General features: G+C 41.4%; 12 protein-coding genes and 5 tRNA genes. 9 read left to right on the top strand and 8 right to left on the bottom strand.

Translation table 11 applies throughout. The features are described 5' to 3' along the window. Window positions 1–6: 6 nt before the first annotated feature. From crr to cysZ, 5 genes are all read right to left on the bottom strand, one after another. Complete coding sequence (crr, locus tag PSF31_RS03665; RefSeq protein WP_004264878.1) at window positions 7–516, bottom strand: PTS glucose transporter subunit IIA; 510 nt, start codon at window positions 514–516, stop codon at window positions 7–9. Window positions 517–564: 48 nt separating this feature from the next. Beyond that, window positions 565–2,292 (bottom strand): phosphoenolpyruvate-protein phosphotransferase PtsI, encoded by a 1,728-nt coding sequence (ptsI, locus tag PSF31_RS03660; RefSeq protein WP_004264877.1) that lies wholly within the window; start codon window positions 2,290–2,292, stop codon window positions 565–567. A gap of 140 nt (window positions 2,293–2,432) precedes the next feature. Continuing rightward, window positions 2,433–2,690, bottom strand: a complete 258-nt coding sequence (ptsH, locus tag PSF31_RS03655) for a phosphocarrier protein Hpr (RefSeq protein ID WP_004264876.1) — start codon at window positions 2,688–2,690, stop codon at window positions 2,433–2,435. Between the two features lie 352 nt (window positions 2,691–3,042). After that, entirely contained in the window at window positions 3,043–3,996 is a 954-nt protein-coding gene (cysK, locus tag PSF31_RS03650) for a cysteine synthase A (RefSeq protein WP_004264875.1), read from the bottom strand. A gap of 226 nt (window positions 3,997–4,222) precedes the next feature. Beyond that, complete coding sequence (gene cysZ / locus PSF31_RS03645) at window positions 4,223–4,987, bottom strand: sulfate transporter CysZ (RefSeq protein WP_004264874.1); 765 nt, start codon at window positions 4,985–4,987, stop codon at window positions 4,223–4,225. Window positions 4,988–5,205: 218 nt separating this feature from the next. Here cysZ and zipA point away from each other — a divergent pair, with 218 nt between their 5' ends. The 4 genes from zipA (at window position 5,206) to PSF31_RS03625 (ending at window position 10,021) form a co-directional block, all read left to right on the top strand. After that, the gene (zipA, locus tag PSF31_RS03640) at window positions 5,206–6,189 is read left to right on the top strand and encodes a cell division protein ZipA (RefSeq protein ID WP_096863455.1); all 984 of its coding nucleotides are present in this window, start codon (window positions 5,206–5,208) and stop codon (window positions 6,187–6,189) included. A gap of 57 nt (window positions 6,190–6,246) precedes the next feature. Continuing rightward, window positions 6,247–8,262, top strand: a complete 2,016-nt coding sequence (ligA, locus tag PSF31_RS03635; protein WP_096863456.1) for an NAD-dependent DNA ligase LigA — start codon at window positions 6,247–6,249, stop codon at window positions 8,260–8,262. A gap of 278 nt (window positions 8,263–8,540) precedes the next feature. Next, window positions 8,541–9,725: a NupC/NupG family nucleoside CNT transporter gene (locus tag PSF31_RS03630; RefSeq protein WP_004264869.1), complete on the top strand. Its 1,185-nt coding sequence runs from the start codon at window positions 8,541–8,543 to the stop codon at window positions 9,723–9,725. 80 nt (window positions 9,726–9,805) lie between these two features. Beyond that, window positions 9,806–10,021 (top strand): DUF3820 family protein, encoded by a 216-nt coding sequence (locus tag PSF31_RS03625; protein WP_094961728.1) that lies wholly within the window; start codon window positions 9,806–9,808, stop codon window positions 10,019–10,021. Here the strand turns inward: PSF31_RS03625 and PSF31_RS03620 are convergent. Further along, window positions 10,018–10,437, bottom strand: a complete 420-nt coding sequence (locus PSF31_RS03620) for a MarR family winged helix-turn-helix transcriptional regulator (protein ID WP_004264867.1) — start codon at window positions 10,435–10,437, stop codon at window positions 10,018–10,020. The two genes, PSF31_RS03625 and PSF31_RS03620, sit on opposite strands and share 4 nt — an antisense overlap. A 120-nt stretch (window positions 10,438–10,557) precedes the next feature. Between PSF31_RS03620 and PSF31_RS03615 the strand changes: the two genes are divergently transcribed. Next, the gene (locus tag PSF31_RS03615; RefSeq protein WP_004264866.1) at window positions 10,558–11,310 is read left to right on the top strand and encodes an SDR family NAD(P)-dependent oxidoreductase; all 753 of its coding nucleotides are present in this window, start codon (window positions 10,558–10,560) and stop codon (window positions 11,308–11,310) included. A gap of 70 nt (window positions 11,311–11,380) precedes the next feature. On the opposite strand, the gene PSF31_RS03610 is transcribed toward PSF31_RS03615, so the two are convergent. Further along, window positions 11,381–11,456 (bottom strand) — tRNA-Ala (locus PSF31_RS03610). A gap of 176 nt (window positions 11,457–11,632) precedes the next feature. After that, window positions 11,633–13,054: a glutamate--tRNA ligase gene (gene gltX / locus PSF31_RS03605; protein WP_096863457.1), complete on the bottom strand. Its 1,422-nt coding sequence runs from the start codon at window positions 13,052–13,054 to the stop codon at window positions 11,633–11,635. 423 nt (window positions 13,055–13,477) lie between these two features. On the opposite strand from gltX, the gene PSF31_RS03600 reads away from it, so the two are divergent. The 4 genes from PSF31_RS03600 (at window position 13,478) to PSF31_RS03585 (ending at window position 13,877) form a co-directional block, all read left to right on the top strand. Continuing rightward, window positions 13,478–13,553 (top strand) — tRNA-Val (locus tag PSF31_RS03600). Window positions 13,554–13,579: 26 nt separating this feature from the next. Next, window positions 13,580–13,655: transfer RNA gene (locus PSF31_RS03595), tRNA-Val, on the top strand. A gap of 34 nt (window positions 13,656–13,689) precedes the next feature. Next, a tRNA-Val gene (locus tag PSF31_RS03590) sits at window positions 13,690–13,765 on the top strand. Between the two features lie 36 nt (window positions 13,766–13,801). Continuing rightward, window positions 13,802–13,877: transfer RNA gene (locus tag PSF31_RS03585), tRNA-Lys, on the top strand. Window positions 13,878–13,907 lie beyond the last annotated feature (30 nt).

Here is a 13,907-nt window from a genome sequence, read left to right as displayed (position 1 = left end):
GTTAAGTTATTTCTTAATACGCATGATGACAGTTTCACCGACTGTCACTGAGCCTGTCAGTTTGTTTAGTTCTTTGATTTCGTCCATATTAGAAATGACAACTGGCGTTAGAACAGATTTTGCTTTCTCTTCTAACAGCGCTAAATCAAACTCGATGATTAAGTCGCCTTTCTTCACAGTTTGGCCTTCTTCAGCGATGCGTTTAAAGCCTTCACCTTTAAGTTCAACGGTATCAATACCGAAGTGAACAAATAGTTCTATACCATCATCTGATTCAATAGAAAACGCATGGTTAGTTTCAAATATTTTACCAATTGTACCGTCTACAGGGGCAACGATTTTGTTACCTGCGGGTTTAATCGCAATACCATCACCAACAATTTTTTCTGCGAACACAACGTCTGGAACATCTTCAATATTGACAATCTCACCCGATAAAGGTGCGATAATTTCAATACTGCCACTGCTACTTTTGTCTTCCGAAACGAGTGATTTCAGTTTGTCAAACAGACCCATGGACCTTCTCCTAATCGTTTTATATGGGACCGAACTAATGTGCTGTTCTTAGCATAACGTTTTTTCTTGGATAAAGGTATCTACAAGTTTCATCAATTCATCCGCTGTGGGTTGAGCAAGTGCTTGTTCAGCCAAAGCTTGGGTATCAGTAAAGCTCGCATTGCGAATTAACTTTTTGATACGCGGAATTGAAATCGCGCTCATACTAAATTCATCCAGCCCCATGCCAAGTAGCAATAAGGTTGCACGCTCATCTCCAGCTAACTCCCCACACATCCCAGTCCATTTACCTTCAGCGTGTGATGCATCGATCACTTGCTTAATTAAGTTTAGGACAGCAGGTGACATCGGGTTGTAAAGATGAGAAATCAGTTCATTACCACGGTCGACCGCTAAAGTGTATTGAGTGAGATCGTTCGTCCCAATACTAAAGAAATCAACTTCTTTTGCCAAGTGGCGAGCAATAACAGCTGCGGCTGGTGTTTCAACCATCACACCGACTTCAATTGACTCGTCAAAAGCTTTACCTTCTTCACGTAACTGAGCTTTAAGCATTTCTAGCTCTGCTTTTAGTTCACGAACTTCTTCAACGGAAATAACCATTGGGAACATAATACGCAGTTTACCAAATTTAGAGGCTCTTAAAATAGCTCTTAATTGTGAGTGTAAGATTTCTTTGCGATCAAGACAAATACGAATTGCACGCCAGCCGAGAAATGGGTTCTCTTCTTTTGGTAAATTCATATATGGCAGGTCTTTATCACCGCCGATATCCATTGTACGGACAATAACGGCTTGGCTGCCCATTGCTTCTGCAACGGCTTTATAAGCTTGAAACTGTTCTTCTTCGGTAGGAAGAGAGTCTCTATCCATGAATAAAAACTCAGTACGATAGAGCCCAACGCCTTCTGCGCCATTGCGCTCTGCACCAGCGACATCACGTACAGTACCGATATTCGCACAAACTTCAACTTGATGACCATCAAGGGTGATGGCAGGCAAATCTTTTAATTTTGCGAGCTCTTCTTTTTCTTGTAGATATTCATCACGGAAAGCTTTCAGTTTGTCGATTTCGGCTTCAGATGGGTTCAAGTGGATGGTGTTGTTGACACCATCTAATACAATGAAATCGCCATTTTTAATTTTGCTGGTGGCATCACTAGTTCCAACAATGGCAGGTAACTCAAGAGAACGCGCCATAATTGAGGTATGTGATGTACGGCCACCTAAATCAGTAATAAACCCTAATACTTTATCTAAATTTAGCTGTGCGGTTTCTGAAGGGGTTAAATCCGCAGCCACTAAAATAACTTCTTCGCTGATTGCACTTAAATCAACGATAGGAATATTTAAGATGTTTTTTAATAGACGTTTGCCAATATCACGCACGTCAGCGGCGCGTTCTTTAAGATATTCATCATCAAGGGATTCAAGCGCTTGAGCTTGATCTTCAATAACGGAATACGCAGCGGCATCTGCCGTTTTTTTATCGCCTTTGATTAAAGAGACAATTTCTTGTTCCAGCTCTTCATCTTCTAGCAGCATGATATGACCTTCAAAAATCTCAGCTTTTTCGGCTCCAAGATTTTTTTCGGCTTTCTCTTTAATCAAATTGAGTTGTTCGGCTGATTTGTTACGACCCTCAATAAAGCGAGCAATTTCTTTATCAACCTGATCGTCAGCAATTTTTTTTGTGCTAACAACGATAGGATCTTCTTTGAGGATTAAAGCCTGACCAAAAGCAAAACCCGGGGATACTAAAATTCCTGAAATCATAATATTACCTTACTGCTGCTAGTGCTGGGAGTTCTGATGTTGCAGAGACGACAATGAATATAGCCGATTATACAAATGTCCCCGAATGACATCACTCAGGGACATTGAATGAAATCAGTAAATGCTATTTTCGTGCGAAATTATTCTAATTCGCCCATCAGTTTAACTAAATGTTCAACGGCTTCTTTTTCGTCTTCGCCTTCAGCAGAAATTGTCACAACTGTGCCTTGCGTTAGGCCTAAGGTTTGTAATTTAAACAAACTTTTTGCGCTAGCGGATTTGCCGCCAGAAATTAAAGAAATGTCGGAAGAGAATGCTTTTGCTTCTTTTACGAATTGAGCTGCAGGACGAGTATGTAGACCATTTGGTGCCGTAATAGTAACTTCTTGCTGAAACATAGTATTTCCTCAATAACTTTCGTTTTTTTAATTACCCAGCCAATTGTAGATGAAATAGACTAGGTTTGCGTATAAGTTAGATTATTAACTTGAAAAAAGGTTTCCTACTTTGTGCGGTATCAACCCTTTTTCTGTTTTTCTTGCGAACTCGATACTTTTTTCTCATTGGCAAATTATTTTACTTGCCCTAGAGGTTGGCTAAAAAGTGATTAATTTCGAGGTGCAAAATAATTACTATGTTTAATACTAAACCCCGAATTATAAATCATCTCCATCCGTGCTAAAGTTTGATCTATGCCACAAAAAAAGCACCATTTAGGTGCTTTTTTAACGATATTGTAACGAAGTTATGCTACTCAGCCGAGATGTCAGCAAACAGGGCTGTAGACAAATAACGCTCACCTGAAGAAGGTAAAATAACGACGATATTTTTACCTTTATAGGCAGGGTCTGCGGCAATTTTAGTGGCAGCAGCAATAGCAGCGCCTGATGAGATACCCGCAAGGATACCTTCTTTTTCCATCAGCTCACGAGCCGTTTTGATGGCTTCGTCATCGCTGATTTGAATGACCTTATCGAGTAATTTTAAATCTAAGTTACCCGGAATAAAACCAGCGCCGATCCCTTGTATTTTGTGAGGGCCCGGTTTAATTTCTTCGCCCGCTAAAGCTTGGGTAATAACAGGGGATGTTTCTGGTTCAACAGCCACGATAGTCACATCTTTGCCTTTGGTGTTTTTCAGGTATTTTGCAATCCCTGTAATCGTCCCGCCCGTACCAACACCTGCGACTACAACATCGACATTGCCGTCAGTATCTTCCCAAATTTCAGGCCCAGTGGTTTTTTCATGGATTTCAGGGTTTGCTGGGTTATTAAACTGTTGAAGTAATAAGTATTTTTTAGGGTTGCTATTCACTATTTCTTCAGCTTTAGCTATTGCACCTTTCATGCCTTTTGCCCCCTCAGTTAAAACGAGGTTGGCACCTAATGCTTTGAGTAGTTTACGGCGCTCAATACTCATGGTTTCAGGCATGGTTAACGTCAATTTATAACCTCTCGCCGCAGCGACATAGGCTAAAGCGATACCCGTATTTCCACTAGTTGGTTCAACTAATTCTTTGTCTTTGTTTAGGATACCTTTTTTCTCTGCATCCCAAATCATGTTAGCACCAATACGGCACTTAACACTGAAGCTTGGGTTGCGAGATTCCACTTTTGCTAAAATATTGCCATTACCAAAATGTTTTAGGCGAACAAGTGGGGTGTGGCCAATAGTCAACGAGTTATCATCATAAATTTTGCTCATGGGATATCCTTAAAAATCGGTTAGCCAGTAATGTAATCGGTATTAATTAAAAATAATGAGATGGATTCAACATACGTTAAGAACAAATTAATGCAAATATGATTTGAGCATAAGCTTATAACGAAATGTTATTTTAGATCTAATAGTTCTAAGGAATAATTATAGTGTAACAATAATAAGTAAATAAAAGAGCGCAGGCGATAAACCTGCGCAATGATTTAATAGATTAGTAGCGTGCGTAACGCTCACGATACCTGTCAACCCACATCAATGTTGCACCACAAACTGCAACAGGCATGATCACTAAGTTGACAAAAGGCACCATCATTAACAAGCTAATGACGCCACCAAATTGAACGTTTCTCATCCGCTCTTTGGCAAGCGCCTGCTTCATTTCGTTAAAGCCAACACGGTGGTTATCAAACGGGTAATCGCAATATTGGATTGACATCATCCAAGCACCAAATAAAAACCACAGTACGGGGGCGACTGTTTGGCCAATACCGGGTATGAAAAATAGGATTAATAACCCAATAGCGCGAGGTAAGTAGTAACCGATTCGGACAAACTCGCGCTTTATCATACGAGGAACATCTTTTAATAACTCAGCAACACCAGTATCCGGTGATGGTTTACCCGTTAACTCGGCTTCGAGTTTTTCTGATAACCAACCGTTAAAAGGTGCAGCGATAATATTAGCAACCGTACTAAAAAAATAGGTAAACACGAGCAAAATAGAGATAACAGCGATTGGCCAAATAACATAATCGAGCCATTGTAGCCAGTCAGGAACGTAACTCATCACTTGGGCTATCCAGCCGCCAAGCTTTGTATATAACCACCAAAATGCGCCGCCTAAGAATAAAATATTGGCTAATAGGGGCAAAATAACAAAACGTTTAATACCGGGCCGAGTGATTAATCTCCAGCCTTGTGTAAAATAATAAAAACCAGAATGGTCTTTTTGTGTCGAAAATGTCGATTGGGTCATACTTCTTGTTCTCTCCTTTTCGGTTGACCATGTATCATATAGATATGAAATTAGGCTGACTAGCCATTATTCGCTTAAAAAAGCAGCAAATGAAAGCGGAATATTCTCTTTCTTGTAAGAAAATCGTTCTGGGGGTTGCACTTAGAGCAATTGAGAAATAATCTTAAGGAAGTTTCCGCCGTGTTGGCATTATCATTCATCAACTAGAGATAGCAGCGATGCAGGATTTGCGTCTGATATTAGTGGTCGTAGGTGCGATAGCGATTGTCGCTTTATTACTGCATGGTTTATGGACCAGCCGTAAAGAGCGCTCAAAGTTATTTCGCGACAGACCCGTAAAACGTAGAAAAAACGATATGCAGGAGAATTCATCAGAATATGATGATTCTGCATTATTTACTGAAAATCAACCGACTCAGCAGGCGCCTGTTCATCCCGCTGCGACTGAGCCTGTATATCCGGTAAAAAATGAGTCTCCAGTTGAGCCTAATATACAGCCAAAAGCATCGGTTGAACCTGACATTATTATGAACAAGGAGCCTGAGGCTAAATCGCCGGTTCATAATGAGCCTACGATGCATCAACGTACTGAACCCGTTCATGTACCCGAACAACTCACCATTAATATGAGTGAGGAAGTGATTGTTGAGCCAGCCATTGAAACTGTCGCTGAACCACATATTGATTCAACCAAATTGAGAGAAGAGCCTCAGCCGAGCACCTATGAACAAGAGACGCAGCATATTGAGAAGAAAGCTGAGCCGCAGGAAGATTCTGCTACAACAAGTAGCAAGGAGACAGTCCTGGTACTTCACGTAGCCGCTTTGCAAGGGCAGGAACTTCAAGGTGAATTATTACTGCAAAGTATTTTACAAGCCGGTTTCCAATTCGGGGAAATGAAAATATTCCATCGCCATGTGAACCCGTCTGGTACGGGGCCTGTTTTGTTTAGCTTAGCCAACATGGTGAAGCCTGGCTCATTCGACCCAGAGACAATGGCTGATTTTACCACCCCAGGGGTTTCCATGTTTATGATGGTCCCGTCTTACGGTGATGCAGGGCAAAACTTCAAATTGATGTTGCAAGCTGCTCAACGTATCGCATCAGATGCGGGAGGGGTTGTTCTTGATGACGAACGCAAAATGCTGACACCTCAAAAAATAGAGGTGTATCATGCTCGAATTAGAAACACATTAAGTTAAATAAACGTTGAACAAAACCCCCATTAATTGGGGGTTTTTTATCTGTATGAGTGAATCATGACTACCAAACAAGAAATAGACGAATTAAAAAAACAGTTACGTCATCATGAATATCAATACCATGTATTAGATGCCCCCGAAATTCCAGACGTAGAATATGACAAGTTAATGCAACGTCTAAAAGAGATAGAGGCACAGCATCCTGAACTTGTCACAAGTGATTCACCGACTCAACGTGTTGGTGCCGCACCATTGGCTGCGTTTGATACCGTACGCCATGAAATACCTATGTTATCCCTAGATAATGTTTTTGATGAAGAAAGTTACCTTGCGTTTGATAAGCGGGTAAGAGATCGTTTGAAAAATCATCAAGAACTGACTTTTTGTTGTGAGCTCAAGCTCGATGGGTTAGCGGTAAGTTTGTTGTATGAAAATGGTGAATTAGTACAAGCGGCGACTCGTGGTGATGGGACCGTAGGTGAGAATATTACCGCGAATGTACGAACCATACGCGCTATCCCATTGCGTTTAAGGGGAAGCAATATTCCTGATCGCGTTGAGATCCGTGGCGAAGTCTTCATGCCCCAAAAAGGTTTTGAAGCACTCAATGAGCAGGCACGTAAAACGGATGGCAAAGTCTTTGCAAACCCGCGTAATGCGGCTGCGGGTTCGTTACGTCAATTAGACCCACGTATTACCGCCAAAAGGCCACTCACTTTTTATTGTTATGGTGTTGGGCTTGTGGAAGGTGGCTCGTTACCGGACACACATTATGACCGTTTGATGCAATTTAAAGCATGGGGTTTACCGGTTAGTGATTATGTTCAATTACGTGTTGGTCATCAGGCCGTATTAGATTTTTACCATGAAATTGAGCAAGTTCGACCTGATCTTGGCTTTGATATCGATGGGGTAGTCATTAAAGTTAACTCAATCGCGATTCAAGAAGAATTAGGTTTTGTTTCTCGAGCACCTCGCTGGGCGACAGCGTTTAAATTCCCAGCTCAAGAACAAGTCACATTATTAAAAGATGTTGAATTTCAAGTTGGGCGTACAGGTGCTATCACGCCTGTGGCGCGTTTAGAACCCGTGCAAGTCGCAGGTGTGGTGGTCAGTAATGCGACGTTACACAATGCAGATGAAATTGAACGCCTTGGCGTGCATATCGGTGATACGGTCATTATTCGTCGAGCAGGGGATGTTATTCCACAAATCGTCAGTGTTGTGGTTGACAAGCGACCAACAGATAGCCGTGAAATTGTCTTCCCGACCCATTGCCCTGTATGCGGTTCTGATATCGAACGAGTTGAAGGTGAAGCGGTGGCACGCTGTACTGGTGGGCTTATTTGTGGGGCACAACGCAAAGAAGCACTGAAACATTTTGTCTCACGCCGAGCAATGGATGTGGATGGCATGGGCGATAAAATTATCGACCAGTTAGTCGAAAAAGAGTATGTCAAAACGCCGGCAGATTTATATCAATTAAGTGCGGGTATCTTAACAGGCTTGGATAGAATGGGGCCGAAGTCGGCACAGAATCTGGTTGATGCACTCAATAAGTCTAAGCAAACAACATTGGCTCGCTTTATTTATGCCCTTGGAATTCGTGAGGTTGGCGAAGCAACGGCGGCAAACTTAGCAGCGCATTACACCACACTTGAGGCTGTGATGGCGGCGGATGAAGAGTCACTAAAAACCGTTCAAGATATTGGTCATGTAGTTGCGAAACATGTGGTCAATTTTTTCCGTGAACCTCATAACCAAGCGGTGATTGAAGATTTACTGACGAAGGCAAATATTCATTGGCCTGAAGTAAAAGTCGTTAATAGTGCAGAAATCGATAGCCCATTTGCAGGTAAAACAGTGGTGCTAACAGGGTCAATGAGTGTATTGACGCGTGATGAAGCCAAAGACAAGTTAGTGGCTTTAGGTGCAAAAGTCTCAGGAAGCGTCTCGAAGAAAACAGATTTGGTCATTGCAGGTGAGGCCGCTGGTTCTAAATTAGCCAAAGCAAATGAACTTGGCATACGCGTTATTGATGAAAATGAATTGGTTCGTTTGCTGAATATTTAATAGTGAACTATATTCAATTTAACTTAGTTGCCTACGATCTCTGTAGGCAACAATTTTATACGCAGGTTGTTGTAAGTCTTAACTTAAATTCTCAGTAAAATTTCTGTGCAAAAAAAGCGAATGCTAGGAATTGTTATAGTTGAAACGTGATCCCCTTCTTCTTTTTGCAAAATACACCTAGTAAGCTTTCATATTAATGTGACCTCTGTCTCATTTAAATGTTGTCTATTACATAGAATATGCACATAGACTGATTCTTAAATTTGTTGGAGTCGCATATGACCTCGATCCTGCATTTCGTTTTATCTTTAGTAGTAATTGCCGCTCTTGCCATTTTAGCCAGTAGTAACCGTAGAGGGATCCGTCCTCGCTATGTTGTTCAACTACTGGTTATTCAAATTGCATTAGCTTATTTGTTCTTAAAATCGAATATTGGCGAATCTTTTGTTCTTGGTGTGGCAGGGGTATTTACTCACTTGCTAGGCTATGCAGCAGAAGGGACTAAATTTATTTTTGGTGGCATGATTGAAGGGAACTTAGCATTCTTCTTCTTACAAGTGTTATGCCCAATCATCTTTATTTCTGCGTTGATCGGGATCTTACAGCACGTCAAAATTCTCCCTATCGTGATCCGTATCATCGGTACCGTGTTATCGAAAGTGAATGGTATGGGTAAGTTAGAGTCTTTTAACGCAGTCAGTTCATTGTTATTGGGTCAGTCAGAAAACTTTATTGCGTATAAAGACCAATTGAACCGGATGTCAGACCGCAGAATGTACACCATGGCGGCAACTGCCATGTCAACGGTATCTATGTCTATCGTTGGGGCATACATGACCATGTTAGAGCCGCGTTTTGTGGTCGCTGCATTGGTTCTAAATATGTTTGGTACTTTCGTCGTACTATCACTGATTAACCCGTATCCACCTGAAGGTGAAGAAGATATTCAAATGAGCAACCTGCACGAAGGGCAAAGCTTCTTTGAAATGTTAGGTGAATATATTCTTGCAGGGTTTAAAGTAGCGATTATCGTTTCAGCGATGTTGATTGGTTTTATTGCCCTCATTGCGATGATTAACGGTATTTTCTCAGCTGTATTCGGTATCGACTTCCAAACCATGTTAGGTTACGTATTCTATCCATTTGCATGGATGCTCGGCATTCCTGCCGATGAAGCCTTACAGGTTGGCGGAATTATGGCAGTGAAAATGGTAACGAATGAATTCGTTGCGATGGATGGCTTACAAGCGATTGCTGGTGGGTTATCTGAGCGTTCTGTTGGTATCTTATCCGTATTCTTAGTTTCTTTCGCTAACTTCTCATCCATCGGTATTATTGCAGGTGCGATTAAAGGCTTAGATGAGAAACAAGGTAATACCGTGGCTCGTTTCGGTTTAAAATTACTGTATGGTTCAACCTTAGTTAGCTTCTTATCCGCAGCGGTTGTTGGGTTAGTTTTGTAATCCACTAAAACATGTTAGATTAAGAAACGGCGTTCAAATGAGCGCCGTTTTTTATGCTTTGATACGAAAGAGAAATAACAATGGAAAAACAAGATCTCATTGATATGGCCAATACGTATATGCCATTTGGTAAATATAAAGGCTGTATATTAATTGATTTACCTGAAGAATATTTATTATGGTTCTATAAGAAAGGAGAGTTCCCTGCTGGACGTTTAGGGCAGTTAATGGAGATGACCCTAGGAATAAAAATAGAAGGCTTAGAAGGGCTGGTAAAGCCTTTAAAACGGGGTTAATCGTGGCCTAGTGCGTGAGTAATTTTCTGACTTAAAGTAATAAATAGTTTTTGTTCTTGGGGCGTTAATGCTGCTTTGACCTTAGCTGCATTTTCAGCACGTCCTGTGGCTGCACGCTGCAAAAAATGATGCCCTTTGTCGGTTAAACGGGTGATCAGTTCCCGTCTATCTTCTTCAGATTGATATTGCTCGACAAATTCATAAGATTTCAGAACTCGAAGAAATTTCGATAAATTTTGGCGAGAGAGGCCAAGTGATTGGCTTAACTGGCTTGGTGTTAAATCCCCTTTTAATCTCAATATCTCTAGCACATCATATTGACCCCAAGTTATTTGCTCTGGGGTAAAGCTAACTCTGCGCGCAACTAGCGTACATTGCAGCAGGGAAAGCGCATCTTCAAGAGAATTTGGCATCATGAAAACTCCGTAACATTCAATCTATTGAGTATATATTGATTTTAATAATAAGACGACCAGTTGATTAACTTTGGTTAATTAATTATAGTTAACTAAAGTTAATCATAATTGAGGTGAGCTATGGGGAAGTTTAATCAGCGAGTGGCATTGGTTACAGGGGCATCGACAGGTGTCGGTTTTACTATTGCACAAAAGCTGTATTCACTTGGCGCGATAACGGTAATTACGGGGCGCAATGAGGTCGCTTTACAACAAGCCGCTAGAGAGATAGACCCAACAGGACAACGTGTCTATGCTATAAAAATGAATGTCGCAAATGCACAAGACTTTAAAACAACAGTCGAAAAAATTGAGCAACAATACGGTGTTTTGCACTATTTGGTGAATAATGCGGGGATCACTGGACCTCATGGCGTCAATATTGAGGATTATCCTTTAGAGGCTTGGCATGAGGTGATTGAAACCGATATAACAGGGACATTTCACGGTATGAAGTATAGTATTCCTGCGATTTTGCGTAGTGGTGGGGGAGCTATCGTAAATTTATCAGCTTGCAATGGGGTAACAGGAATAGCGGGTATAGCACCTTACACTGCAGCAAAGCATGCGGTACTGGGATTAACACGTTCCGCTGCCTTAGAGAACGCTCAAAAAGGTATCCGTATCAATGCTGTTGGCCCTGGCTATATAGAAACACCGAATATTAGTGCATTACCACAGGAAACGCAGCAATGGATGGCTTCTACTCACCCAATGGGCAGAATGGCTACTCGGCTAGAAATTGCTAATGTGGTGGCCTTTTTGTTATCAGAAGAAAGTAGCTTTATAACCGGTGCATTTATTCCTATTGATGGTGGTTATACCGCTCAGTAATTCATAATCTAAAAGATATTATTGATTTAAAATGGAAGAGGTGAATAGTGACTTTTAGTATTTAAGTGATTGGTGGAGCTAAGCGGGATCGAACCGCTGACCTCTTGCATGCCATGCAAGCGCTCTCCCAGCTGAGCTATAGCCCCAAACAAAATCTTTTGGACGGGATGCATCATATTCAAGCTAAGTTAGAGTGTCAATAAAATAATAGGGTTTTAGGTTTAATTGCTGAAATATAGAACATTTTGCAATCAGTTGAGTGGAGAAGGGAGGATGAATCAGAGAATTGGCCCCCAATAAATTGAGGGCCAATAATATTAAATTATTGAGCAGAAGCTTCACGTTCAGCGATAAACGCTAAGGCTTTCTCAATACGAGTGATAGAGCGAGCTTGACCGATAGCGTGAACGGTCACATCAAGGCCTGGAGACTGGCCAGCGCCTGTCACAGCAACACGTAAAGGCATACCCACTTTACCCATACCCACTTCTAATTCAGCGGCAGTTGCTTCGATGGCTTGGTGAACATTTTCAGCCGTCCAATCAGTTATCGCAGCTAATTTATCTTTTACGACTTCTAAAGGCTGACGAGCAACAGGTCGCAAGTGTTTTTTCGCCGCATCAGCGTCAAATTCTTCGAAATCTTGGTAGAAATAGTGGCAAGATTCCGCCATTTCTTTTAATGTTTTACAACGTTCACCAAGTAATTTGATTAGATCAACTAATTGAGGTCCTGTGCTGGTATCAATATTCTGTTGTTCAATATGCCATGCAAGATAGGTTGCAACTTCTTCTGCTGGTAATGAATTAATATAGTGGTGGTTTAACCATTGCAGTTTTTCAGTATTAAACGCGCTTGCTGACTTGCTGATAGCGTCAAGGCTGAAATATTCTTTCATTTCGTCAACAGTGAAAATCTCTTGGTCGCCATGAGACCAACCTAAACGCACAAGGTAGTTAAGAAGTGCTTGCGGCAAATAACCGTCATCACGATATTGCATAACACTAACCGCACCATGACGTTTTGATAGTTTTTTACCGTCATCACCTAGGATCATCGAAACGTGAGCATACACAGGCACTGGTGCCCCTAATGCTTTTAGAATGTTGATTTGGCGAGGCGTGTTGTTGATATGGTCTTCACCACGGATAACGTGGGTAATTTCCATATCCCAGTCATCGATAACCACACAGAAGTTGTAAGTTGGTGAACCATCAGTACGACGAATAATTAAATCGTCCAGCTCTTGGTTACTAAATTCAATTGGCCCACGAATTTTGTCGTCAAAAATAACGGAACCTTCTTGTGGGTTACGGAAACGAACAACGTGCGGCTCATCAGGTGTATGGTTGTGTGCATGGTCACGGCAGCAGCCATCATAACGAGGCTTTTCATTATTTGCCATTTGCTCTTCACGTAACGCCTCTAAGCGCTCTTTCGAACAATAACAACGATAAGCGGTACCCGCATCTAACATTTGGTCAATGACATCATTATAACGGTCAAAGCGTTTAGTTTGATAGTAAGGACCTTCATCCCAATTTAAATTCAACCAGTTCATACCGTCCATAATGGCGTCGATAGCTTCCTGAGTTGAGCGTTCTAAGTCAGTATCTTCAATACGCAGGACAAATTCGCCCTGATTGTGGCGACTAAATAACCAGGAATACAGAGCGGTACGTGCACCACCAACGTGTAAATAGCCAGTTGGGCTTGGTGCAAAACGGGTTTTGATTTTACTCATCGAGATTGCCTTAATTGCAAAACATGTTTTTGAAGCGCTTATCTGTTTACTGTTTAGAAGACTAAAAACAGGCACAATTAACTTGATGGCGAGTTTGATGTTCTAAGCAGTGAAATGTCTAAGCATTGCTAAAATGTATATCTATTCTATCATCCTACAATGATTCCTCAATCAAGTTATCAGGATAGAAGACAAGAAATTAGTTTGTTTCGCCAAATTTGACATAAATAAATGCGCTTTAAAAATAGTTTCTGTTTTTTTCTTAAAAGAATAAAGAGAAAATGATAGGTAATTGATTAAAAAGGCAGCTTTTCTGGTGAATATTGAAACATCTTGATTATTTTTGCAACGAACGAAAAAAATCTATTGAAAAAGCGTTGACTCAGAACTCAGTATCCCTATAATGCACCTCCATCGACGACGGGGCGATTAGCTCAGTTGGTAGAGCACCTCCCTTACAAGGAGGGGGTCAGTGGTTCGAGCCCGCTATCGCCCACCACCGTTGACGATGAAAAATAAATAATTGGGCGATTAGCTCAGTTGGTAGAGCACCTCCCTTACAAGGAGGGGGTCAGTGGTTCGAGCCCGCTATCGCCCACCAATTATTTATTATAATGTAGTATAAGTCATGAAGTGGGCGATTAGCTCAGTTGGTAGAGCACCTCCCTTACAAGGAGGGGGTCAGTGGTTCGAGCCCGCTATCGCCCACCACTTCATCAGTTACTTGCATTGAAACACAATTTAGATGGGTCGTTAGCTCAGTCGGTAGAGCAGTTGACTTTTAATCAATTGGTCGCAGGTTCGAATCCTGCACGACCCACCATCTAAGCAGTAAAAAATCAGATCTTCCAAG

Origin of the sequence: Providencia sp. PROV156 (assembly GCF_028480905.1) — a bacterium.
Taxonomy (GTDB): domain Bacteria; phylum Pseudomonadota; class Gammaproteobacteria; order Enterobacterales; family Enterobacteriaceae; genus Providencia; species Providencia hangzhouensis.
Note: the sequence above shows the minus strand (reverse complement) of the source record. Positions and strands in the feature narration are given on the sequence as shown.

Coding starts and splice junctions, on each gene's coding strand:
- crr (WP_004264878.1), bottom strand. CDS start 516: ATGGGTCTGTTTGACAAACTGAAATCACTCGTTTCGGAAGACAAAAGT.
- ptsI (WP_004264877.1), bottom strand. CDS start 2,292: ATGATTTCAGGAATTTTAGTATCCCCGGGTTTTGCTTTTGGTCAGGCT.
- ptsH (WP_004264876.1), bottom strand. CDS start 2,690: ATGTTTCAGCAAGAAGTTACTATTACGGCACCAAATGGTCTACATACT.
- cysK (WP_004264875.1), bottom strand. CDS start 3,996: ATGAGCAAAATTTATGATGATAACTCGTTGACTATTGGCCACACCCCA.
- cysZ (WP_004264874.1), bottom strand. CDS start 4,987: ATGACCCAATCGACATTTTCGACACAAAAAGACCATTCTGGTTTTTAT.
- zipA (WP_096863455.1), top strand. CDS start 5,206: ATGCAGGATTTGCGTCTGATATTAGTGGTCGTAGGTGCGATAGCGATT.
- ligA (WP_096863456.1), top strand. CDS start 6,247: ATGACTACCAAACAAGAAATAGACGAATTAAAAAAACAGTTACGTCAT.
- PSF31_RS03630 (WP_004264869.1), top strand. CDS start 8,541: ATGACCTCGATCCTGCATTTCGTTTTATCTTTAGTAGTAATTGCCGCT.
- PSF31_RS03625 (WP_094961728.1), top strand. CDS start 9,806: ATGGAAAAACAAGATCTCATTGATATGGCCAATACGTATATGCCATTT.
- PSF31_RS03620 (WP_004264867.1), bottom strand. CDS start 10,437: ATGATGCCAAATTCTCTTGAAGATGCGCTTTCCCTGCTGCAATGTACG.
- PSF31_RS03615 (WP_004264866.1), top strand. CDS start 10,558: ATGGGGAAGTTTAATCAGCGAGTGGCATTGGTTACAGGGGCATCGACA.
- gltX (WP_096863457.1), bottom strand. CDS start 13,054: ATGAGTAAAATCAAAACCCGTTTTGCACCAAGCCCAACTGGCTATTTA.